This window comes from Kitasatospora sp. NPDC048662 (assembly GCF_055587065.1).
Genome location: NZ_JBVJHA010000005.1, coordinates 81185 through 102312 on the forward strand (window position 1 = coordinate 81185; position 21128 = coordinate 102312).

Genomic DNA, 21128 nt, shown 5'->3' on the forward strand with positions numbered 1-21128 from the left:
AGGCCGACTTGCCGGACGGGGCGCCGGGGAGCGAGGCGCCTCCGGCGGGGAAACGGTGAACCGGGCTACTGGCGACAGCGGCCACCGCCGGGTCCGCGCCGTCCTGACCCACCTCAGCCACGACCAGCCCTGGCGGGGCCGGACGGGGGCACCTCCGGCGAGACGGGGGGCAGGCCGACTTGCCGGACGGGGCGCCGGGGAGCGAGGCGCCTCCGGCGGGGAAACGGTGAACCGGGCTACTGGCGACAGCGGCCACCGCCGGGTCCGCACCGTCCTGACCCACCTCAGCCACGACCAGCCCTGGCGGGGCCGGACGGGGGCACCTCCGGCGAGACGGGGGGCAGGCCGACTGCCCGACGAGGCGCCCGTGGAGCGAGGCGCCTCCGGCGGGGAAAACGGGGAACCGGGCTACTGGCCGACAGCGGCCACCGCCGGGTCCGCACCGTCCTGACCCACCTCAACCACGACCAGCCCTGGCAGGGCCGGACGGGGGGCACCTCCGGCAAGACGGCGGGCAGGCCGACTGCCCGACGAGGCCCTGGGAGCGAAGCGCCTCCGGCGGGGAAAACGGGGAACCGGGCTATTGGCAACAGCGACCACCGCCGGACTCCGACCGCACCCACCGACCTCAACCACAGCTACCCGACGGAACGTCAGAGAGCGTCACAGCTGGGCGGCGGGCCTCGGGGCGGTGGTTGACGGTCCGTCATCTCAACCGCTGATCACAGTCGTTCGCTACTCGCCGGTGCCATTGATCAACATCGCCCCGCGTGGCATTGTCACCTCACACCCCGTGGCCGACCGGCCCCGTAGCGTTGGGAGATGAGCGGATGAGCACGCAGAGCCCGTGGACGGCCCGGACGGTGGCCGGTGGCGGAGTCGAACTGCACTGCCGTGACTGGGCGGGTGCGGCGGGCGCGCGGCCGGTGCTGATGCTGCACGGGCTGGCGGGGCATGCGGGCGAGTGGGATGTGCTGGCGGCCGCTCTCGCTCCGGCGCACCGGGTGGTGGCGGTGGACCAGCGTGGTCACGGCCGTTCCACCCGCCGCCCGGCGGATCTCGGGCGGGACGCGTTCGTGGCGGACGTGATCGCGGTCGCGGACGCGCTCGGCCTCGAACGTCCGTTGTTGGTGGGGCAGTCGCTGGGCGGGCACACCGCGCTGCTGGCGGCGGCCGCGCACCCGGGGCGGTTCGCCGGGGTGGTGCTGGTGGAGGCCGCCGCCGGGGCGTCACCGGACGCGCCGGCCGAGATCGGGCAGTTGCTGGAGGCGTGGCCGGTGCCGTTCGCGCAGTACGCGTCGGCGGTGCGGTTCTTCGGTGGCGGCCCGCTCGGCGAGGCGTGGGCGGACGGCCTGGAGCAGCGCGCGGACGGCTGGTGGCCGCGCTTCGACCCGGAGGTGATGGTGGCGGCGCTGGCCGAGAACGCCGTCCGGGAGCGCTGGGACGACTGGGCGGGCGCGGCGCACTGCCCGGCGCTGTTGGTGCTCGGCCAGCACGGCATCATCCCGGCTGCGGACGCCGACCGGATGCTGGCGTTGCGTCCGGACGTGCATGCGGCGAGCGTGCCGGGTGCGGGGCACGACGTCCACTTGGATCATCCGGCCGAACTGCACCGTCTGGTGGCCGAGTTCCTGCACGGCCTGCCCGCCTGAGGCGGCGAGCGGGCCTCACCGGAGCAGTGCGGGGGTGGGGCCCGGGGATCGCGGGTGACGGCGGTGCGGCCGTCGGTGCCGGTGCCGGTGCCGACCTGCACCCGGTCGCCGGTGATCAGGGTGACGGTGTGCGGGAGGGCGCTCTGACGCCCCGTCAGGGGTGGAGCCGACGTTCGCGGGCTGGGCGGCCCATGCCTGGTCGATCGTGGTGAGCGTGCCGGTGGCGAGGATGCCCGCCGCCATCAGTGCCATCGCGCCGCGTATCCGCGCCGGCCGTGTCATGAACGCCTCCAGGTGTCGGGTTATGGCCGGTGAGCCTGGCAGAAAACGGGGCTGACCGGTCATGAGGTGGCCTGGCAGGTCACCGCCCGGCGGCAAGCCGCCACTGGCCTGCGGCCGACGCGGGGGCCTGGGCGCGGCAGGTGCGTGCGGGCCTGGGCGCGTGTGCGTGCGGGCCAGTGCATGCGGGCCTCGGCGCGTGAGCGTGCGTCGAACGGAGCGCGGGTGCTGTCGGCGATAGGTCTGGACGAGCACGCGGAGCGGGTTTACACCCACCTGGTGGCCCACGGCCCGGCGACCCGCGCCGAACTGGCCGCCCGCTGCGGCCCGTTGCCGATCGGCTCGCTCGAACTGCTCCAGGCCTGCGGGCTGGTGGCCCCTGGCGCCGGGCCCCGCTACACCGCCGCTCCCCCGGCGGTCGCCCTGGAGGCTCTGCTCACCGGCCAGCGGCACGCCCTGCGGGAGACCGAGTTGACGGCGTCCACCCTCACCGAGGTCTACCGTTCGGCGACCGCCCGGGAGGGCCAGGCGCACCGCGACCTGATCGAGGTGGTGGCCGGGCGGGCCGCGATCAGTCACCACGTCACACAGTTGCAGGTCGGTGCGGAGCACGAACTCCTCGCGCTGGTGACGGGCCGCCACCAGGTGGTTCCCGCCGACGAGACCGGCGCCGAGTCGACGGCCGTCGAGCGCGGCGTCACCTACCGGGTGGTGCTGGAGCGCCGTGCCCTGGACGAACCGGGCGCCGCCCAGCCGCTGTTCGAGGCGATGGGCCGTCAGCAGCAGATCCGGGTGGTCGAACAGGTCCCCACCAAGCTGATCGTCGCGGACCGGGCGCTCGCCCTCGTCCCGCTCAGCGAGTCCGCGTCCGACCCGGTCGCCCTGGTGGTCCGCGCCCCGGCCCTGGTCACCGTCTTCACCGTCCTGTTCGAACAGACCTGGGAATGGGCCCACCCCCTCGGCCGCACCGGCCCCGCCCTCGCCGTCGGCCCCGTCCCCGCCGGCGACCCCGACGAGACCGACCGCCGCATCCTCGCCCTCCTCCTCTCCGGCGCCACCGACCCCGCCGTCGCCAAACAACTCAGCCTCGGCCTGCGCACCGTCCAACGCCGCATCAGCCGCCTCATGTCCCTCGCCCGCGCCGACACCCGCATCCAACTCGGCTGGCAGGCCCACCGCCGGGGCTGGGTGGACTGAGGCCGCCGCCTCCACAGCACGGCCCGGCAGGATGGCCCGCAGGACGGACTGTTCGCAGTTGAAGCACGCGTACGGCACCGCCGAGGACGCCCTGCGGGAGGGAAGGGTTCGTCTCCATCGGCGCGAGGCCGGCCACTACTTCTCCGCCGTGGGCGACTGGGAGCCCGGCGACCCGGCGGGTACCCCCCACCCGTTCCCTGCACGGGTGTTGTGCGACTCCGCCATCGAGGCCGGGCTCTTCGCCGTCGCGCTCGTGCCTGTTCGGCGTGGGGACCTGCGGCGAGTGCGGCGCCGGGTTGTCGATCGCCCGGCAGGTCGGCGAGCGGTGCTGGGAGCCGGGTTCGCTCCGACCGTCGCCGACCACCTGCCCGGCGCCTGCGGGAGCAGTCTCACAGTTCCTTGTAGGTGAACTCGGTCACCGGGCCGGTCGGGGACGAGTAGCCGTTCGACAGCACGGTGACGTCGATGGTGTGGGGCTTGCCGGCGCCGGTGGTCGGGTCGGGTGCGGTGGCGACGATCTCGCTGGGCGCGCCGGTGCGCTTGACCTCGACGGACGGAGAACGGTTGTCGCCGAAGAAGACCTGGGCGTCGGAGGAGAAGTTGACGCCGGTGATGGTGACGGGGTGGCCCTTCCGGCCGCTGTCCGGGGTGAGGCCGGTGATCACCGCCGGGGCGGGGCCGTCGTAGGCGAACTGGCCGAAGGGAACGGCCGGCGAGGTGCCCAGGTTGGTGGTGACCCGGACGGCGACCACGCCGACGCCGGGAGGCGCGTAGACGCTGATCCCGAGGCCGTCGCTGCTGACGACCGGATCCTGGCACGGGACGGTGCCGAAGTCGACCGTCGTGCCCGCACCGAATCCGCTGCCCGCGATGGCGATCGCACTGCCGGCCTGGCCGGCGTTGCTGGAGATGGCCCGCACCACCGGGCCGGACAGCACGTCGCGGGCACCGAGCAGACCCAGGTAGGTGGAGTTCGCGTGCTGAAAGGCGACTTGGCCCATGAAGTCCTGGAGCGTCTTCCTGACCATGGCATGGTCGTAGTCGCTCTTGTAGTCCGGGTGCAACAGGTGCGCCGTGCCCGGCTGGGCGTAGACGTGCGGACCCCGCAGGGCTGCGATCGCCGTGATCACCGCCTTGACGTCCTCGTTCGCCTCCGGGCCGGGCGGATGGGGGTACCACTTCTTCGCGTCGTCGAGACTCGTCCAGGCCTGCGGCACCAAGTCCCAGGCGTTGTAGTAACGCTCGTTGACGACCCAGTCGAGGAAGTCGACGTACGCCGCGAAGTCCTGGCCGCCGGCGGTGGGGGCGGCGAAGGTGCAGAGGCCGAACCGTGGGGTGGCGCCCTGCCAGTGCTGCGCCCGGAGGTAGGGCGCGACCATGGTGGCGATGCAGCCGCCCAGACTGTGACCGATCACGTAGACGGTGGGCTTCGACTCAGTGCCCACAAACGCCTCGGCGAGCGCCTGCCGCAGGGTGACGCCTCCCGCGCTCATGGTGACGACCTGGGTGAACGCCTCCATCGCCCCCTTGGAGACGGCCACCGGGGCGGGCGGCGAGCCGGCGGCGGTGAACGGCACCACCGTGCCCACGTCGAGGTCCTCCAGCAGGTCGGTGACGTTGGCGACCGTGCCGCGCAGCACCACGGCGAACGCATTGGAGGAACGGCTCGCGGCCAGGTACGCCATGTTCGCGTTGTCCGGGCTCAGCGCCAGCCACCTCAGGACCCAGTCGTTCCCGGTCGCGAGGGAGGACTCGGCCAACTGCTCGCTGACGCCCAGAAAGATCCGGCTCTGCTGCTCCGCCACCGTCTCGCCCGAGGGACGCGGCGTGGCCGCCGTCGCCGCGATCGCGGCCAGCGTCATGGCCACCTGCGGCGTGATCGGTGTGCTCTGCTCCGTCGACATGCGTGCTCCCTGGGAACGGATCGCCTCACCGGAACGGGAGGCCGTGTCCCTCTGGGTTCCGCCGGGGGCGTCCGGCGATGTGTCCGGGCCCGGGACGTCATGCCATCGGGCGTACGCCCTCGCGGCCCGGTCCCCGGTGATTTCGAGGGCCGGGCCGCGAGGGGCAGAGCCGGACGAGGAGTGAGGGCGTGCGGGGAGCCCTGCGGTGGTCAGGGGCAGTGGACGGTGAAGGTGCCCTCGTGGGTGCCGGACACGTTGCTGCCCCAGTTGCCGAGAACGTCCTTCATCTGGACGCCGTAGTAGCTCCACACGTGCCAGCTGCCTTCCTGGCAGGGGTATCGGTCGCTCTCCGATGCGGCCGCGCTCGAACCGGACGCGCCGGGAAAGGTGCCCTCGTACACCGTGCCGTCCGGTGCCGTGAGCTTGTAGTAGCTGGGCTCCCAGATCCGACAGCCATTGGGCGGCGCGGACCAGCCGATGATCTTCCACCAGCGGCATTCGGTCCACAGGCCCGCATAAACGTTCTTGGCGTCTCCGGCGTCGTACATGCACAGCCAGCTCTTCATCTCCCGCGTGTCGTCGGAGTTGGAGTCGATCCATTCCCCGGCGCAGTGCGGTTCATCGACCGATCGCGGCGCCGTGGCGACGGATCCGGGGACTGCCTGCACGTGTCGGTTCGGCGAAGTCGGGGCGGCGGCGGCGGTGGCCATCGGCACGAGAAACGCAGCCGCGGAGGCGGAAGCCACCAACCGCGCCAGTCCAGCGAAACGCATAACGGCTCCTTTTCGCGAACGCCCACGAACGAGGGAAATCGGACCGGCCCTGAGCGATGTCGGAGTCCGAGGTGTCGCCCACCCAAAGCCCGAGCAAAGCCCTCACCTTGAGACCTCACCTTGAGACCTCAAAGTGGCACCCCCCGCAGCCACCGGCAAGGCCGGTTCAGCGGTAGCCACCCGAAAGAGTGCGCCGTCGTGCCCGCCGCACTCACGTCGTTGACCAGCACATGGTGGACATTCCCTGCTGCGACCCGCCTGCCGCGAGCTGATTCCTGACTCGCGAGCTGATTCCCGGCCGGCGAGCCGATTCCTGGCTGAGGCATCACGGCCGCGACCAACTACCCGGCAGCAGCTCGCTGCCGTCGCATCGGGGCCTGAACAGGGTTGGCCACGCGCGTGGTTGGCATCCGGAAACGGGCTGTCAGGACGCGACTTCGGCCAGCAGAGTCGCCTGCGGAAAGCGCTCTCCCGGGCCGGGTTGGCGCACGCTGCGCGCGGTCTCGGTGAGGCCGGCGGCGGTCAGGAGGGTGGCGAGAGTGTCCACGGGCCAGCGGTGGGCGGTGGTGACCTTGTGGTCGAAGGGGACGGGGTGGTCGGCGTCGCCAAGGGTCGGGTCGGCGGCGAAGAAGCCGAGCAGCAGACGGCCTCCCGGGGCCAGGACGCGGCGCAACTCGGCGAGGGCGTACGGGACTTCGGCGGGCGGCAGGTGGATCAGCGAGTAGCGGGCGAGCGCCGCGCCGAGGCTCGCGTCCGCGAACGGGAGGGACAGCAGGGAGCCGCGCACGAAACTCTCGCCGGGGTGGCGACGCCGGGCCTGGGCGAGCATCCCGGCCGACAGGTCGAGCCCGACGGCGCGCACACCGAGCCCGCCGAGCAGCGCCGTCGCCTCGCCCGGGCCGCAGCCGAGGTCGCCGACGGGAAGTCCGCGCCGGGTCACCGGCGGCGCCGAGACCAGCTCCCCGATCAACGCCAACTCGTCGTCCCGACTGGCGAGTTCACCCGTGAACATGGTCGCGTACAGCTCCGCCACCACGTCGTACGCCTGCCCTACCCCGGCCTGGTGGTCCGTCATCCCTGCGCCTCCCGCTCCTCGAAAGCGCCCAGTCTGAACCCTCGCTCCGGATCCTGCCAACGAAGCACGGGGTCACCCGGAGTCGGCTCAAGTTCCGCGAAGCGGTCTCGACCTCGCACTCGGTCACATTCGATCGACGCACCCGCCAGTCGGTGCGGAAGAACAGCCCGGCCGCGCGTTGGGCGTCGGCCGTTCCCGGCGGACCCCCGCACCTTGTTTCCGAGTTCGAGCTGCGCCAGGGTCGTCAGGACGCGGCCCGTCCGTCCCGCTGGAGGGTGAAGTGCACGCCGGAGGGTGTCGAACGTCCGGCCGGCCCGCGCGAAAACCGATTGCCGGCGGGTGGTTGGGGGTGCTTAGACTCTGCCCGTGGCCGTCGTAGCGATCTCTCGCCGATTTACCGGCCCCCCGGCTCCCGATGGGTGCCGCTGGGGTCGGGTTTCGCCACGCCGTTAGCGCTGCGTCGCCGAGCAGATCGGCCGAGCCGGGCGGGGTTCGTCCCGGTCGGCGGCTCGTGCCCAGGGGCCGGGGGTGTGTGTTCCCCCTCGAAGTCCCCTGCTCAGGCCCGGAGGCCCGTCGTGTCCGCTCTGCCCGTCTCTTCCGTTCGTCCGCTGTCCGCCGATCAGCTCGCCCGCGATCTGGCCGTCCGCGATCTGACCGATCCGGCCGCCGGGCCGCACGCCGTGCAGCTGGTGGTGGATCGCGCCGCCGATGCGCTGGCCCGGCGCTGGGACTGCCCGGTGCGGGTGCATCGCGGGGAGCGGATCGTCACCGTCGCCGACAACTACGACCACCTCAACTACCGTACTGACGACGTCACTCGGGACACCCGGTACACCCGCTACGTGGACGACCGGCGGATGCTGCGCAGCCACTCCAGCGCGCTCGTGCCCGGCGCGCTGCGTGCCCTGCGCGCCCTGCGCGATCTCGCAGCGGAACCGGCCGATCCCGCCGCCCCCGAGTCCGTCCTGCTGGTCTGCCCGGGCCTGGTGTACCGGCGCGACAGCATCGACCGGCTGCACACCGGCACCCCGCACCAGCTCGACCTCTGGTACCTGACCCGCCGCCAACTTCCCACCATATCCGCCGACTTGACGGAGATGATCGCCGCCCTGGCCGACGCCCTGCTGCCGGGCGCGGAGTATCGCACCGAGGATCGCGCCCACCCGTACACGCTGGCGGGGCGGCAGTTGGACGTCAACCTCGGCGGCGAGTGGGTGGAGGTCGCCGAGTGCGGCCTCGCCCACCCCGGCGTGCTGGCCCGGGCCGGGCTGGGGCCGGAGTGGAGCGGGCTGGCGCTCGGGATGGGACTGGACCGGGTGCTGATGCTGATCAAGGGCATCCCGGACATCCGGATCCTGCGCTCCACCGACCCTGCGGTGACGGCCCAGTTGACCGATCTCGCCCCGTACCGTCCGGTCTCGGCGCTGCCGGCGATCCGCCGCGACCTGTCCATCGCCGTGGACCGCATCGACCTGGCGGAGGACCTCGGCGACCGCGTCCGCGACGCGCTCGGCGCGGACGCGGAGTGCGTGGAGACCGTCGAGATCCTCTCCACCACCCCGTGCCATGTCCTCCCCCCGCAGGCCCTGACCCGCCTCGGGGCCCGCCCCGACCAGCACAACCTGCTGGTCAAGGTGGTCCTGCGCCACCTCCACCGCACCCTCACCGACAGCGACGCCAACGCCCTGCGCGACCGGGTCTACGCCGCCCTGCACCAGGGCACCGCCCACCAGTGGGCGGTCAACTCCTGATCGGGAGCTCAGGGTCGCAGGGCCGCCGCGACCAGACCCTCCAGCGCCTCGCACCGGAGGGTCTCGCCGCGCACCAGCCCGTCCAGCACCAGCCCGTCGAAGCCTGCCAACAGGGTGAGCGCGCGGTCCTCGACGTCGCGGACGCGGTGCGCGGCGAGGAACTGCCGGACGGCCTCCCGGCCGGTGTTCTCGCGAGGGATCAGGATCTCGCGCAGTTCCGGGTCGCGGACGCTCTCCAGCACGCAGGCGTATCGGGCCAGCGAGCGGCGGCGGCCCTCGCCGGTGAGCCGGCGGTGGGCGAGCAGCGCGAGGCCCTCGGCCAGATCGGCGGCCGTGCGCGGCGCGGGGGCCTGCGCAGCGGTCAACTCCAGCTCGTGCTGGTCGAGTTCGACCAGTCGGCGGACCAGTGCGGTGAGCAGCGCGGCGCGGGTGCGGAAGTACGCGGAGGTGGTGCCGTCGGGCAGAGCGGCCGCGCGGTCGACGGCGCGATGGGTGAGGCCGCGGATGCCCTGGTCGGCGAGGACGCCGAGGGCGGCGTCGGCGAGCAGGGTGCGTCGGTCGGTGGCCATGCCCTCATCTAACACCGCGCTGCGGGCAGCTCCCGTAAGCACCGTTACCGTTCCTTCTACATCTGTAGAAGGACTGGGGGTTTCGACGGTGCGCGGTACTGCGGCGGTGGTCGGTGGCGGGATCGGCGGGCTGGCGGCGGCACTCGGGCTGCGTCGGGTCGGCTGGGACGTGACGGTGCTGGAGCGTTCGGCGGTGCCGGACGATGCCGGGGCGGCGATCTCGCTGGCCGCGAACGGGCTGCGGGCGCTGGACGAACTCGGCGTCGGCGAGGCGGTCCGGGCCGCCTCGCACGGACAGTACCGGGGCGGCACCCGCCGACCGGACGGCCGCTGGCTGGCCCGGATGGACGGCGCGGCGCTGGAGCGCGCGGTGGGCAGCCCGATCGTCGGCATCACCCGCGCCGAACTGCACCGGCTGCTCCGGGCCGCACTGCCCGCCGAGGCACTGCTGATCGGCGTCCGCGCACTGACCGTCGAGCACGACGGGCCGGGGCGGGACGGGTCGGGGCACGACGGACCGAGGCAGGACAGGCCAGGGTGGGACAGGCCGGGGCGGGACAGGCCGGGGCACGACGGGCCGGGGCGGGACAGGCCGGGGCACGACGGGCCGGGGCGGGACAGGCCGGGGCACGACGGGCCGGGGCGGGTCCGGGTTGGCTGCTCCGACGGCACGCGGTGCGCGGATCTGGTGGTCGCGGCGGACGGCGTCGGCAGTCGGCTGCGCGGCCTGCTGTTGCCGGAGCACCCCGGCGCGGTGGCCACCGGCACGGCCGTTCTGCGCGCGATCACCGATCAACCGGTGGCGCTGGAGGGCGAGTTCGAGCTGACCTGGGGCCGCGGCGCGGAGTTCGGGCACATCGTGCTGCCGGACGGCCGGGCCGAGTGGCACGCCGTCCTTCCGCTGCCGCCCGGCACCCGGTTCGCGGATCCGCTGGCCGAGCTGCGCTCGCGGTTCGGCGGCTGGCACGAGCCGATCCCGGAACTGCTCGCCGCCACCCGGCCGGACGCGGTACTCCACCACGACCTGCGCGAACTGCGCACCCCGCTACCGACGTTCACGGTCCGCCGGGTCGCGCTGCTCGGCGACGCGGCGCACGCGATGACCCCGCACCTGGGCCAGGGCGCGTGCCAGGCGCTGGAGGACGCCGTGACCCTCGCGGCCGCCGTCGCCGACGCGCCCGATCTGCCGTCCGCGCTCTCCCGGTACGACGCGACGCGCCGCCCGCGCGCCCAGGCCGTCGCCCGGGCGGCCCGACAGGCGGGCCGGATGGGACCGGGACTGTCGCACCCGCTCGCAGTGGCGGTCCGCAACTCCGCCATGCCGCTGATGCCCCCGGGGCCGACACTCCGAGCAATCCTGCGCCACCACGTGTGGGAACCGCCCACCCTCAACCGAACCCCACCCCACCCCGGCGGCCCGGCGGCCCACCCCGCATAGCGGGACGCGGCACGGCAGAGCACGGCAGGACGCAGCATGACCAGGCACGGCATGGCAGGGCAGGGCCCGGTACGGCGGCGCGCGGCGCAGCAAGGCACCGCATAGCGGGTCCCGCCATCGGGCACTCAGCAAACAACCGCACCCTCACCTGCCGCCCGCTCTGAGGAGGTACGCCGTGGCCCCGCAGAAAGCCCCGCCCGGCAGGCGGGACGGATGGGGCCGGGGCTGTCGCACCACCTCGCGGTGTCCATCCGCAATACCGCCATGCCGCTGATGCCCCCGGGGCCGACGCTCCGGGCAATCCTGCGACACCACGCGTGGGAGCCGCCCACCCTCGACCGAACCCCACCCCTCCCCGGCGGACCGACGCCCCCCACAGCGGGGCACAGCATGACGCAGCACGATGAGGCGCGGCATGGCAGGGCAGGGCCCGGTGCGGCGGCGCGCGACACAGCAAGGCACCGCATAGCAGGTCCCGCCATCGGGCACTCAGCAAACAACCGCACCCTCACCTGCCGCCCGCTCCAAGGAGGAACGCCCTGGCCCCGCAGAAAGCCCCGCCCGGCAAACCGACCGGCATGGGCGGCGCGCCCCCGCCGCCGCCCGGGCCAGCCAACCCGGGCGCCACCGCATGACAACTAACGTTCCGTCAGGTATAGCGGGCGACGCGTTCCCGGAGGGCGGCCTTGGTCTGTGGCCACTCGGTGTCGATGATCGAGAAGACTGCGGCGTCCCGCAGACCGCCGTCCTCGCCCGTCACCCATGAGCGGCTCGACTTCCGCAGCACGCCCTCGAACCGGGCACCGACGGCGGCGATCGCGGCCCGCGAACGGGCGTTGCGCGCATCGGTCTTGAGGTCCACCCGGGCCACGCCCAACCGCTCGAACGCGTGCTGGAACAGCAGCAGCTTCGCTTCCGCGTTGATGCCCGTCCCCTGTGCCGAGGCCGCCAGCCAGGTGAAGCCGACCTCCACGGCGAACAGTACGTCGGTGTCCGGCAGCGTCCGCGGCTCCCAGTACGCCGTCACCCCGACCGCCCGGCCGCTCGCCAGCGCGATCTGCGCGTACGGCGCGAGCCGCCCGTCCGCGGCCCGCGCGTGCTGCGCCTCGATGTACCCGGCCACCTCCTCAGCCCGCGGCACCCAGGTGAACCCGTAACTGTCCCGGGCTTCCTCCACCGCCCGCGCCAACTCCCCCGCGTGCCGCTGCTCCAGCGGCTCCAGCCGCACCAACTCGCCTTCCAGTACCGGCCCTTCGAGTCGGTATCCCATCCCGCCCCACCCTTCGCCCATCGCCCTGGTGAATCGCCAGCGAACCGCCCGCCGCGACCGGCCGTCAACCGGGTTTCGCCAGCCGGGACGGAACGGGACGACGGCGGGCCCGCCCTCGCGAGGGTGGGCCCGCCGGGGGGCGAACGGTCAGGCGTCGGGGGTGAGTTGGGCGAGGACGTCGAGGAGGGCGGCCTCGGTGGTGGGCTTGTCGAGGCCGAGGTCGGTGAGGATGCCGGTGCCGGCCTCGTGTTCGAGGAGGGCGAGCAGGAGGTGTTCGGTGCCGACGTAGTTGTGGCCGAGGCGCAGCGCCTCGCGCATGGTGAGTTCGAGGGCCTTCTTGGCGCCGGCGTCGTAGGGGACGAGTTCGGGGGCGTCCTCGACGGCGGGCGGGAGGGCGGCCCGGGCGGCGTCGCGGACGGTGTCCAGGGCGATGCCGCGGGTGGTGAGGTAGGCGGCGGCGAGGCCCTCGGGTTCGGCGAGCAGGCCGAGGACGAGGTGTTCGGGGCGGACCTCGTCGTTGTGGGCGTCCTTGGCGGCCTGGTGGGCGGCCATCACCACGTTGCGGGCGCGCGGGGTGAAGCGGTTGAAGCCCTGCGCGGTGTCGATCTCGGTGACCTCGCCGGGGTCCTTGGGGACGAAGCGCTTCTGGGCCGCCTGGCGGGTGACGCCCATGCTGCGGCCGATGTCGGTCCAGGACGCGCCGGAGCGGCGGGCCTGGTCGACGAAGTGGCCGATCAGGTGGTCGGCCACGTCGCCGAGGTGGTCGGCGACCAGGACGGCGTTGGAGAGCTGGTCGAGCGCTTCGGGGTACGACTTCTTGATGCCCTCGATCAGGTCGTCGAGCCGGATGGAGGGCTTTGCTCCAGAGGTGTCAGCCATGAGGCAACCCTAGGTTGACAGTTGAGGAGTGTCAACCGTCGGTTGACAGTCGCCGCACCGGCCGTTTTCTACCCGCCGGTAGGGGGTGTTTCGGTCGAGTTCACCCACCCGCCCCCCGGTGTCTTGTCCGCGTCACGAAGGCCCGAGTTGACTGCACAACACCGACTGCCCCACACCCGCCGCCCCACACCCCCGGAGCCTCCATGCCCGCCACCCGCACCACCCGCGTCGCCGCCGTACTCGCCGCTGCCGCAACGCTGTTGACCGTCCCTCAGGCCGCCGCTCACGCCGACGGCGCCCCGCTCACCGTCGCCCCGCTGAACGTGCTCACCTACAACACCTTCCTGATGAGCACCAACCTGTACCCGAACTGGGGCCAGTCCTACCGGGCCCAGGCCATCGCGGGCGCGGACTTCTTCCAGGGCCACGACGTGGTGGTGCTGCAGGAGGCGTTCGACAACGCCACCTCCGACGCGCTGGTGTCGAAGGCCTCGGCCGCGTACCCGTACCACACGCCCGTGGTCGGCCGCTCCACCAGCGGGTGGGACGCCACCTCCGGCAGCTACAGCAGCGCCACGCCCGAGGACGGCGGGGTGACGCTGCTCAGCAAGTGGCCGATCCTGCGCAAGGAGCAGTACGTGTTCAAGGACGCGTGCGGCTCGGACTGGTGGTCCAACAAGGGGTTCGTCTACGCGCAGATCGACGTGAACGGGCAGCGCACCCACGTGGTCGGCACCCACCTCCAGTCCACCGACTCCGGCTGCTCCAGCGGCCAGGCCGCCGATATCCGGGGCAGGCAGCTGCGCGCGATGAAGGCGTTCCTGGACGCCAAGCAGATCCCGGCGAGCGAGCCGATCGTGGTGGCCGGCGACCTGAACATCGACTCGCACGGCACCGAGTACCCGGCGCTGCTGTCCAACGGCAACCTGGCCCCGGCCAGTACCCGTGACGGCTGGGCGAACTCCTTCGACACGGTCGACAACTCGATCGCCGCCTACCGCTACCCCGGCGAGCCCAAGGAGGACCTGGACTACGTCCTCTACCGGGCCGACCACGCCCGCCCGCAGCAGTACACCAACACCGTGCACCGCTTCCACAGCGCGCCGTGGACGGTCAGCAGCTGGGGCACCTCGTACACCTACACCGATCTTTCCGACCACTACCCGCTGATCGCCGGCTGACCGGTTCCGTCAACCTGCGTTGACCGGAAGGGAAGTCGTCGGTACACGGATGGGCAAGCCGGTACGCACACGGACAGGTACGCGGACGGGTGCCGCCCCAAGGGCTCCGGGCGGCACCCGTCCCACCGGAGTCAGCGGCGGGGCTGGGCGAAGCGGACCATGTTGCCCGCCGGGTCGCGGAACGCGCAGTCGCGCACCCCGTACGGCTGGTCCATCGGCTCCTGGAGCACGTCCGCGCCGGTGGCCCGGATCTGCTCGAAGGTCGCGTCGCAGTCGGCGGTACGGAAGTTGACGGCGCGCAGCAGGCCCTTGGCGAGGAGTTCGGCAGCGGCCTGCCGGTCGGCGTCGGTGGCGCCGGGGTCGGCGACGGGGGGTTCCAGCACGACCTCCACGTCGGGCTGGGAGGCCGAGCCGAGCGTCACCCAGCGCATTCCCTCGAAGCCGACGTCGTTGCGCACCTCCAGCCCGAGCGCGTCCCGGTAGAAGCCGAGCGCGGCCTCGTGGTCGTCAACGGCGATGAAGCACTGCGAAAGCTTGATGTCCATGCCCCCGACGCTACTGACCGGCGCCCGCTTCCGCTTCTCCGTTCCTGATCGGCTTCGCCGGTCCGGCATTGGGCCGGCCGGTGCCGGTGCCGCGGATCGGGCGGGTGAGGTACATCGCCACGCACGCGGTGATGTGCTCGGCGGCGCTGTGGTCGCGGGCCCGGTAGGTGCTGGGGCTCTCGCCGACCAGTTCGGTGAAGCGGGTGCTGAACGACCCGAGCGAGGTGCAGCCGACGGCCATGCAGACCTCGGTGACGGACAGGTCGCCGCGCCGCAGCAGGGTCTTGGCGCGCTCGATCCGGCGGGTCATCAGGTAGCTGTACGGCGTCTCGCCGTACGCGGCGCGGAAGCTGCGCTGGAAGTGGCCGACCGACATCAGCGCGACCTTGGCCAGCGCCGCGACGTCCAGTGGTTCGGCGTAGTCGCGGTCCATGGTGTCGCGGGCCTTGCGGAGCCGCTTCAGGTCGTCGATCTGCACGCCGCCCAGGGTAGTCGCCGGGGCAGTCCGGCCGCCCGGCCGTCGATCAACTGGTGATCACACCGGGCACCCACCACACTGCCCCAACAGGCAGTCGATCTGGGCGAATTGCCCGACACTCCGGTGCGTCGCGGCGCAGGTCACGCGAGTCCCGCTGCTAGTTTCTGAGTCACGCGAGGGAGCCCGGTGGAGTGGCCGAGAGGCGAGGCAGCGGCTTGCAGGGCCGTCTACATAGGTTCGATTCCTGTCTCCACCTCCTCGCTCCCTCTTCGAGGTCCGCCACCCGCCCGGAAGGCCGGGCGGGGTCCGAGGAGGGAGTGGATTCCCGATGCCCATCGCCACCGTCAATCCGGCCGACGGCCGTACCGTCGAGGTCTTCGATCCGCTGGACGAAGCAGGCGTGGAAGCCCGCTTGGCCCGCGCCCAGTCGGCCTTCGAGTCCTGGCGGCTGAGCGCGTTCCCGCAGCGCACCGAACTGATGCACCGGGCAGCCGAGTTGCTGGAGCAGAGCAACGAACAGGTCGCCCGCACCATGACCTTGGAGATGGGCAAGCCACTGGCCCAGGCCCGCGCCGAGGCCGCCAAATGCGCGAAGGCGATGCACTGGTACGCGGACCACGCACAGGCGTTGCTCGCCGACGAGCATCCGACGGCGGCCGACATCGCGGACTCCGGCGGCGCGTCGGCGTTCGTCCGCTACCGGCCGCTCGGCCCGGTGCTGGCGGTGATGCCGTGGAACTTCCCGTTCTGGCAGGTGATCCGCTTCGCCGCGCCCGCGCTGATGGCCGGCAACGTCGGCCTGCTGAAGCACGCCTCGAACGTGCCGCGCACGGCGCTCGCGCTGGAGGAACTGTTCGTCCTCGCCGGGTTCCCGCAGGGGTGCTTCCAGACGCTGCTGATCCCCTCGCGCGCGGTGGAGGCGGTGATCCGGGACGAGCGGGTGACGGCGGTGACGCTGACCGGCAGCGAGGGCGCGGGCCGCGCGGTGGCGGCGGCGGCGGGCGACGTGGTGAAGAAGACCGTCCTCGAACTGGGCGGCAGCGACCCGTTCCTGGTGCTGCCCTCGGCGGACGTACCGGCCGCGGTCGCGAAGGCGGTGACGGCCCGGGTGCAGAACAACGGCCAGTCCTGCATCGCGGCGAAGCGTTTCATCGTGCACGCCGACGTGTACGACCAGTTCCTGGCCGGCTTCACCGCCCGGATGCGGGAGTTGACCGTCGGCGACCCGATGGCGGAGGCCACCGAGGTCGGCCCCGTCGCCACCGAGCAGGGCCGCACCGACCTGGAGGAGCTGGTCTCCGACGCCGTCCGGCTCGGCGCGAGCGTCACCTGCGGCGGCGAGCGGCCGGACGATCCGGCGCTGGAAGGCGGCTGGTACTACCTCCCGACGGTGTTGACCGGCATCACGCCGCGCATGAAGATCCACCACGAGGAGGCGTTCGGCCCCGTCGCCACCGTGTACCGGGCCGCCGACCTGGACGAGGCGGTGGCGATCGCCAACGACTCACCGTTCGGCCTGAGTTCCAACGTCTGGACACGCGACGAGACCGACCGGGAGCGGTGCGTGCGCGACCTGCGAGCGGGCGGCGTGTTCTTCAACGGGATGACGGCCTCCCACCCGGCGTTCCCGTTCGGCGGGATCAAGCGTTCCGGCTACGGGCGGGAGTTGTCCGGTCACGGCATTCGCGAGTTCTGCAACATCACCACGGTGTGGTCCAGCAGCTGACGGACGGCCCCGCTGCGCCGCCCGGTCACTGACGGACGGCTGAGCTGCGTGGTCCGGCCACTGACGGGAAGTTGCACTGTGCGGTCCGGCAGCCGACGGCCGCCGGACCGACCGGTGTGGTCACGCCGCGTGGCGGGCGTGGTGGTGCGGGTGGGCGTGTTCGTAGCGGCCCCAGAACTGCGCGACGAAGGCCACGATGGTCGCGCCCCACACCACCGAGAACACGATCAGCAACCAGAGTTCGGTCACCTGCGGGGCGACCAGGGCCAGGCCCAGCGAGAGGGCCAGCAGGAACACCAGCGAAGAGTTGTGCTTATCGGTCAGCCAGGCGTATGTCCCCCGCACCGGACGGGGGCCCGAAGCTCCGGCAGCAGTCGCGGGCATGGCTCTCACCTCCGCAGAATTCAGCATTTGTTCGAGTATGCCGCTGGTCAGCGACCCCGGCAGCCCGGGTAGCATCACCGCGAGCACCGACGAGGGGGGTCGCGAGTGTCGATACGCGGGGGATTGCGCAGCCTGGAACGACAGGCGTCCGCACTGCCGGACGGCGCCGAGCTGTTCCGGCTGCGCCCGGACGGGCGGGTGCTGCGCGCCGATCGGTCGGGGGTGCGGGAGCTCGGTCCGCAGGACCCGGACAGCGGGCTCCTGCGTTTCATCGACGACCAGCAGTATGCGCACTATTTCATCGGCGACGCGGCGACCTCGCCGGAGCGCCCGTCGAACGCCACCTACAAGCTGGGCCTGGTCGCGCCGCACACCGCGTTCACCCCGCACGCGCACGGCGGTGAGCACCTGGTGCTGGCGCTCGGCCCGGCCTCCTGCGGGCTGTACGACGCGCGCCGCCGCCGGGTGGTGGCCGTCGATCTGGCGCCGGGCACGCTGATCCGGATCCCCGAGCTGATGCCGCACTCGTTCGGCAACCGCAGCGACAACCGTCTGGCGATTCTGGCCGCGAACACCGGCTACGGCATCGACCACGAGGACTACGCGATCACCGCCCAGGTCGCCGAGCAGCGTGGCGAGCACGAACTGGCCGCCGCCCTGCGGGAGGTGACGTCACGTCAGCGAGTGGGTACGGTGGGCCTGCGGGAGCGGCTGGCACACCGGCTGCACCGGATCGCGGCGGCCCTGGAGGACTCCAGGTGACGCCGGTGCCGCTGAAGTCGCAGGCCACGCCCACCGGTTCACCGACATCGCCCGCTCCCCCTGCTCCGCCCACCTCGCCCGCTTCCCCTGCCTCCCTCCCCCGCTTTTCCCGCCTCGCCGACCAACTCTCCGATCGAGCACGCCCGATGACCCGGGAGAACGCCCGATGATCTGTCCGAACTGCCGGACCGACCGACGCCAGCGCGAACGCACCGGACACACCTGCTCGCATTGCGGGAAGAAGTTCGCGCTGGACCCGAAGGTGGAGCCGGGACGGCTGCACGACCTCAAGTTCCGCGAGCTGGTGGCCAAGGGCACCGGCGACGGCCTGCGGATCACCGTCGAGCAGCTGTACTGGCTCAACGAGCGCCGCCTGCACCGGTACCCGACCCACGACGAGCGCGACGGCAGCGTCGTGGGGGGCGCCGTGCTGGCGGTGGTCGCGGTGATCACCGGCTCGCTGACGATCGGGATCGGCGGTTTCGCCTGGTTCCTGCTGGGCCCGGTCACGGTAATCGCCGTGAGCCTGGCCGTGCAGCAGTTCGTGGGCGCGGGGCGGCTGCGGTCCGATGTCCCGATGCGGCCGCACGTGTCCTTGAGCGACTTCGAGCGGCGGGTGATCGGCCGCTGGCGGGAGGTCTACCGCGAGCTGCCGGCCGGGCTGGTGGAGCACCCTGCGGGCGGTTCGAAGCCGACGACGGTCAAGGCGCAGGCCGTGGTGCTGTGCGAACTCCCGGCCGTGGCGGCGTTCCTGCGCACCAATAACTTCGCGGAGCGCCACCGGGTGCTGCTGGTCGAGGAGTTGGCGAAGGTTCCGGCCGCTCTGCCGGTGGTGGTGCTGCGCGATCTGTCGCTGAAGGCGCTGGCCCGCACGGTGGCGGTCCGGGAGGAGTTGCCCGGGCGCCGGGTGGTGGACTGCGGGCTCGCGCCGCGCGCGGTGTTCGCGCCGGCGAAGGCGGTGCGACTGCGCGACGACGCGGGGCAGCGTCGGGCGCCGTCGGCCCTGGGCGCCTCGACGGGCTGGCGGCGGCTGGCCGACCGGGAACGCGACTGGCTGGCGAACGGCTGGTACTCGCCGTTGATCAGCCTGCCTCCGCCGAAGCTGTTCGCGCTGGTCGAGAAGGCCGTCGAACGGGCCACCACCGCCCCGGTACCTGTGGCGGAAACCCCCGCCGAGACCCGGCGGCGCGCCGAACGGCTCGGCTTCCTCAGCTGGCCGCAGGCCCTGCCCGCGCGGCGACCGGCCGACGACGCCCCGTCGGCCCGGCCCACGGACGGTGCCCGGTGATCTGCCCGAACTGCCGGGAGAGCGTGGGCCGGCGCGCACGTCACGGACACCGCTGCTCGCACTGCGGTCGGACGTTCGCGCTGGACCCGAAGGAGGAGCCCGGTCGCCTGCACGACCTCAAGTTCCGCGAGCTGGTGGCCAAGGGCACCGGCGGCCGCCTGCGGATCACCGTCGAGCAGCTGTACTGGCTCAACGAGCGTCGCCTGTACGGGTTTCCGGGCCCGAAGGAGCACCGCGCGCACCTCGTGAGCGGCACTGTCTGGGCCGGGTGCGCGCTGGCGGGCGGCTCGGTGGCGGTCGGTGTCGGCAGGCGCGCCTGGTTCCTCGCCGTGGGCCTGCTCGCGGTGGCCGCGGCCACGCGCGCGGTGCGGGAGTTCCATGGGGCGTGGCGTGCGCGGGCCGGGGCTCCGTTCCGTCCGCGGCTGTCGCCCCTCAGGTTCCAGCTCCAGGTGATCGACCGCTGGCGGGAGGTCTACTTCGGGCTGCCGGACGGGCTGTTGGAGCACCCGCCGACCGCGTCGAAGCCGGGCACCGTCGAGGCCCGGGCCGTGCTGCTGTGCGAACTCCCCTCCGTGGCGGGCTTCTTGCGCGCCAACGAGTTTGCCGAACGCCACCAGGTGCTGCTGGTCGAGGAGTTGGGAAGCGTCCCGGCCGCTCTGCCGGTGGCGGTGCTGCGTGACCTGTCGCTGTCGGCGCTGGCCCGCACGACGGAGATCCGGGCGGCGCTGCCCGGGCGCCGGGTGGTGGACTGCGGGCTCGCACCGCGCGCGGTGTTCGAGCCCGCGAAGGCGGTGCGTCTTCGCGGACTTGCACCGCGCGTGGTGTTCGAGCCCGGGAAGGCGGTGCGACTTCGCGAAATGAGCCGGCCGCACCTTCCAACGGCGCTGGCGTCCGCACCGGGCTGGCAGCGGTTGGCCGCGCAGGAACGGGACTGGCTGATGGACGGCTGGCGCTCGCCGTTGATCACCATGCCGCCGGCGAAGCTGTTCACCCTGGTCGAGAAGGCCGTCGAACGGGCCACCACCGCCCCCGCACCTGCGGTGGAAACCCCCGCCGAGACCCGGCGGCGCGCCGAGCGGATCGGCTTCCTCACCTGGCCCCCGGCCGAGCCGGAGGGCGGCGCCCGATGACGAAGGGACGCGGGTTGACCCCGATACCCGACCGGCTGCTCGACCGGGCCGTGCGGCGGGCCGCCGAGCGCTGCGCCCGCCCGGGCCAACTCGCCTTCACCGCACGGCAGTTGTACTACGAGACCGACCGGACGCTGCTCCCGCTGCACCGAGGCCCGCACCGGCTGCGCTACACCACCCGGCCGCTGCTGTCGGCGGAGCGCTTCGCGGCCTCGCTCGCCCGGCAGCCCCAACTGCCCGTGCTGCCGGACCTGGTGGAGCCCCGTCCGCACCGGCCGGGACCGGAGGGCGACCTGTACGACTACGCGTTCCCCCGGCTGCTGGTCTGCCAGGATCCGGCGATCGCCGCGATGCTGCTGGCCAACCGCCTGCACCTGGAGGGGGCTTGCCCGATCCTCACCCCGGAGCGACTGCCGTTGGACGCCCGGCTGCTGGCCGCGCTGGAGCGGGCGGAGGGCGCGGTGGTGCACGTGCTGCACGACGCCTCGCCCGCCGGGCTGGAACTGTTCCTACGGGTGCGCGAACACGCCGGTCCCCGGCTGCGGGTGCGCACCACGGGCCTGCTGCCGCGCCACGCCGCCGCCCTGCATCTGGCCGCGCTCGCCGGTCAACCCCGGTGCGACGCGGACGACTTGCCGTCGGAGCTGCCGGCTGCGGAGCGGGCCTGGCTGGCCCGGGGCCGGGTCGCGGAGCTCGCGGCGGTCCGCCCGGCCCGGCTGCTGCGGACCGTGCTGCGCACCGTCCGTGGCGGCGGATTCGCCCCACCCGCCCGTCCGGCCGCGCCCACCCGGGCCCGCGACACCGGCTTCCTGACCTGGCCGACGCCCTGACCCCCGAGGACTCTGGA

The 21128-nt window shown here is 72.9% G+C and carries 19 protein-coding genes and 1 tRNA gene; 11 read left to right on the forward strand and 9 right to left on the reverse strand.

Annotation, left to right across the window (positions count from 1 at the left end):
• The first annotated feature begins 830 nt into the window (after positions 1-830).
• Together ACZ6R9_RS16215 and ACZ6R9_RS16220 are read left to right on the forward strand one after the other, a co-directional pair.
• Positions 831-1652, forward strand: coding sequence for an alpha/beta fold hydrolase (locus ACZ6R9_RS16215; protein WP_465538610.1), 822 nt, complete (start codon positions 831-833; stop codon positions 1650-1652).
• Between the two features lie 504 nt (positions 1653-2156).
• Positions 2157-3128, forward strand: coding sequence for a helix-turn-helix transcriptional regulator (locus ACZ6R9_RS16220; protein WP_465538611.1), 972 nt, complete (start codon positions 2157-2159; stop codon positions 3126-3128).
• A gap of 389 nt (positions 3129-3517) precedes the next feature.
• Here the strand turns inward: ACZ6R9_RS16220 and ACZ6R9_RS16225 are convergent, their stop codons facing one another.
• The 3 genes from ACZ6R9_RS16225 to ACZ6R9_RS16235 form a co-directional block, all read right to left on the reverse strand.
• Positions 3518-5032, reverse strand: coding sequence for an IPT/TIG domain-containing protein (locus tag ACZ6R9_RS16225; protein ID WP_465538612.1), 1515 nt, complete (start codon positions 5030-5032; stop codon positions 3518-3520).
• 209 nt (positions 5033-5241) lie between these two features.
• Positions 5242-5805 (reverse strand): hypothetical protein, encoded by a 564-nt coding sequence (locus ACZ6R9_RS16230; RefSeq protein ID WP_465538613.1) that lies wholly within the window; start codon positions 5803-5805, stop codon positions 5242-5244.
• A 424-nt stretch (positions 5806-6229) separates the two neighbouring features.
• Complete coding sequence (locus ACZ6R9_RS16235; RefSeq protein ID WP_465538614.1) at positions 6230-6880, reverse strand: class I SAM-dependent methyltransferase; 651 nt, start codon at positions 6878-6880, stop codon at positions 6230-6232.
• Between the two features lie 575 nt (positions 6881-7455).
• Between ACZ6R9_RS16235 and srmL the strand changes: the two genes are divergently transcribed.
• Positions 7456-8631 (forward strand): PheS-related mystery ligase SrmL, encoded by a 1176-nt coding sequence (gene srmL, locus ACZ6R9_RS16240; protein ID WP_465538615.1) that lies wholly within the window; start codon positions 7456-7458, stop codon positions 8629-8631.
• An 8-nt stretch (positions 8632-8639) separates the two neighbouring features.
• Here the strand turns inward: srmL and ACZ6R9_RS16245 are convergent, their stop codons facing one another.
• A complete protein-coding gene (locus tag ACZ6R9_RS16245) occupies positions 8640-9200 on the reverse strand; it encodes a TetR/AcrR family transcriptional regulator (RefSeq protein WP_465538616.1) in 561 nt (186 codons plus the stop codon).
• An 88-nt stretch (positions 9201-9288) separates the two neighbouring features.
• Between ACZ6R9_RS16245 and ACZ6R9_RS16250 the strand changes: the two genes are divergently transcribed.
• A complete protein-coding gene (locus ACZ6R9_RS16250; protein WP_465538617.1) occupies positions 9289-10638 on the forward strand; it encodes an FAD-dependent monooxygenase in 1350 nt (449 codons plus the stop codon).
• 649 nt (positions 10639-11287) lie between these two features.
• On the opposite strand, the gene ACZ6R9_RS16255 is transcribed toward ACZ6R9_RS16250, so the two are convergent.
• Positions 11288-11908 (reverse strand): GNAT family N-acetyltransferase, encoded by a 621-nt coding sequence (locus ACZ6R9_RS16255; protein ID WP_465538618.1) that lies wholly within the window; start codon positions 11906-11908, stop codon positions 11288-11290.
• Positions 11909-12055: 147 nt separating this feature from the next.
• Positions 12056-12787, reverse strand: coding sequence for a Clp protease N-terminal domain-containing protein (locus ACZ6R9_RS16260; RefSeq protein ID WP_380480780.1), 732 nt, complete (start codon positions 12785-12787; stop codon positions 12056-12058).
• Between the two features lie 203 nt (positions 12788-12990).
• Here ACZ6R9_RS16260 and sph point away from each other — a divergent pair, with 203 nt between their 5' ends.
• Positions 12991-13968 (forward strand): sphingomyelin phosphodiesterase, encoded by a 978-nt coding sequence (sph, locus tag ACZ6R9_RS16265; RefSeq protein WP_465538619.1) that lies wholly within the window; start codon positions 12991-12993, stop codon positions 13966-13968.
• Between the two features lie 131 nt (positions 13969-14099).
• Here sph and ACZ6R9_RS16270 read toward each other — a convergent pair whose 3' ends face one another.
• Both ACZ6R9_RS16270 and ACZ6R9_RS16275 read right to left on the reverse strand, forming a co-directional pair.
• Entirely contained in the window at positions 14100-14513 is a 414-nt protein-coding gene (locus tag ACZ6R9_RS16270) for a VOC family protein (protein ID WP_380480777.1), read from the reverse strand.
• A 10-nt stretch (positions 14514-14523) separates the two neighbouring features.
• Positions 14524-14946, reverse strand: a complete 423-nt coding sequence (locus tag ACZ6R9_RS16275) for a helix-turn-helix transcriptional regulator (protein WP_465538852.1) — start codon at positions 14944-14946, stop codon at positions 14524-14526.
• 230 nt (positions 14947-15176) lie between these two features.
• Here ACZ6R9_RS16275 and ACZ6R9_RS16280 point away from each other — a divergent pair.
• Positions 15177-15247 (forward strand) — tRNA-Cys (locus ACZ6R9_RS16280).
• Between the two features lie 72 nt (positions 15248-15319).
• Positions 15320-16717 carry an NADP-dependent succinic semialdehyde dehydrogenase gene (locus ACZ6R9_RS16285; RefSeq protein ID WP_380480775.1) on the forward strand — a complete coding sequence of 466 codons (1398 nt, stop codon included), beginning with the start codon at positions 15320-15322 and terminating at the stop codon, positions 16715-16717.
• Between the two features lie 120 nt (positions 16718-16837).
• Here ACZ6R9_RS16285 and ACZ6R9_RS16290 read toward each other — a convergent pair whose 3' ends face one another.
• The gene (locus ACZ6R9_RS16290) at positions 16838-17101 is read right to left on the reverse strand and encodes a hypothetical protein (protein WP_380480773.1); all 264 of its coding nucleotides are present in this window, start codon (positions 17099-17101) and stop codon (positions 16838-16840) included.
• A 123-nt stretch (positions 17102-17224) separates the two neighbouring features.
• On the opposite strand from ACZ6R9_RS16290, the gene ACZ6R9_RS16295 reads away from it, so the two are divergent.
• The 4 genes from ACZ6R9_RS16295 (at position 17225) to ACZ6R9_RS16310 (ending at position 21111) form a co-directional block, all read left to right on the forward strand.
• Positions 17225-17863, forward strand: a complete 639-nt coding sequence (locus ACZ6R9_RS16295) for a cupin domain-containing protein (RefSeq protein ID WP_465538620.1) — start codon at positions 17225-17227, stop codon at positions 17861-17863.
• A 166-nt stretch (positions 17864-18029) separates the two neighbouring features.
• Positions 18030-19151, forward strand: a complete 1122-nt coding sequence (locus ACZ6R9_RS16300; RefSeq protein WP_465538621.1) for a hypothetical protein — start codon at positions 18030-18032, stop codon at positions 19149-19151.
• On the forward strand, positions 19148-20281 hold the full coding sequence (locus tag ACZ6R9_RS16305; protein ID WP_465538622.1) for a hypothetical protein: 1134 nt from the start codon (positions 19148-19150) through the stop codon (positions 20279-20281). The genes ACZ6R9_RS16300 and ACZ6R9_RS16305 overlap by 4 nt, the downstream gene beginning before the upstream one ends.
• Positions 20278-21111: a hypothetical protein gene (locus ACZ6R9_RS16310; protein WP_380480766.1), complete on the forward strand. Its 834-nt coding sequence runs from the start codon at positions 20278-20280 to the stop codon at positions 21109-21111. The genes ACZ6R9_RS16305 and ACZ6R9_RS16310 overlap by 4 nt, the downstream gene beginning before the upstream one ends.
• Positions 21112-21128 lie beyond the last annotated feature (17 nt).

Excerpts from the sequence above, each read along its gene's own strand:
- ACZ6R9_RS16215 (WP_465538610.1), top strand. The coding sequence starts at position 831 with ATGAGCACGCAGAGCCCGTGGACGGCCCGGACGGTGGCCGGTGGCGGA.
- ACZ6R9_RS16285 (WP_380480775.1), top strand. The coding sequence starts at position 15,320 with ATGCCCATCGCCACCGTCAATCCGGCCGACGGCCGTACCGTCGAGGTC.
- ACZ6R9_RS16270 (WP_380480777.1), bottom strand. The coding sequence starts at position 14,513 with ATGGACATCAAGCTTTCGCAGTGCTTCATCGCCGTTGACGACCACGAG.
- ACZ6R9_RS16275 (WP_465538852.1), bottom strand. The coding sequence starts at position 14,946 with ATGGACCGCGACTACGCCGAACCACTGGACGTCGCGGCGCTGGCCAAG.
- ACZ6R9_RS16310 (WP_380480766.1), top strand. The coding sequence starts at position 20,278 with ATGACGAAGGGACGCGGGTTGACCCCGATACCCGACCGGCTGCTCGAC.
- ACZ6R9_RS16235 (WP_465538614.1), bottom strand. The coding sequence starts at position 6,880 with ATGACGGACCACCAGGCCGGGGTAGGGCAGGCGTACGACGTGGTGGCG.
- ACZ6R9_RS16230 (WP_465538613.1), bottom strand. The coding sequence starts at position 5,805 with ATGCGTTTCGCTGGACTGGCGCGGTTGGTGGCTTCCGCCTCCGCGGCT.
- sph (WP_465538619.1), top strand. The coding sequence starts at position 12,991 with ATGCCCGCCACCCGCACCACCCGCGTCGCCGCCGTACTCGCCGCTGCC.
- ACZ6R9_RS16245 (WP_465538616.1), bottom strand. The coding sequence starts at position 9,200 with ATGGCCACCGACCGACGCACCCTGCTCGCCGACGCCGCCCTCGGCGTC.
- ACZ6R9_RS16290 (WP_380480773.1), bottom strand. The coding sequence starts at position 17,101 with ATGCCCGCGACTGCTGCCGGAGCTTCGGGCCCCCGTCCGGTGCGGGGG.
- ACZ6R9_RS16260 (WP_380480780.1), bottom strand. The coding sequence starts at position 12,787 with ATGGCTGACACCTCTGGAGCAAAGCCCTCCATCCGGCTCGACGACCTG.
- ACZ6R9_RS16255 (WP_465538618.1), bottom strand. The coding sequence starts at position 11,908 with ATGGGATACCGACTCGAAGGGCCGGTACTGGAAGGCGAGTTGGTGCGG.
- ACZ6R9_RS16300 (WP_465538621.1), top strand. The coding sequence starts at position 18,030 with ATGATCTGTCCGAACTGCCGGACCGACCGACGCCAGCGCGAACGCACC.
- ACZ6R9_RS16225 (WP_465538612.1), bottom strand. The coding sequence starts at position 5,032 with ATGTCGACGGAGCAGAGCACACCGATCACGCCGCAGGTGGCCATGACG.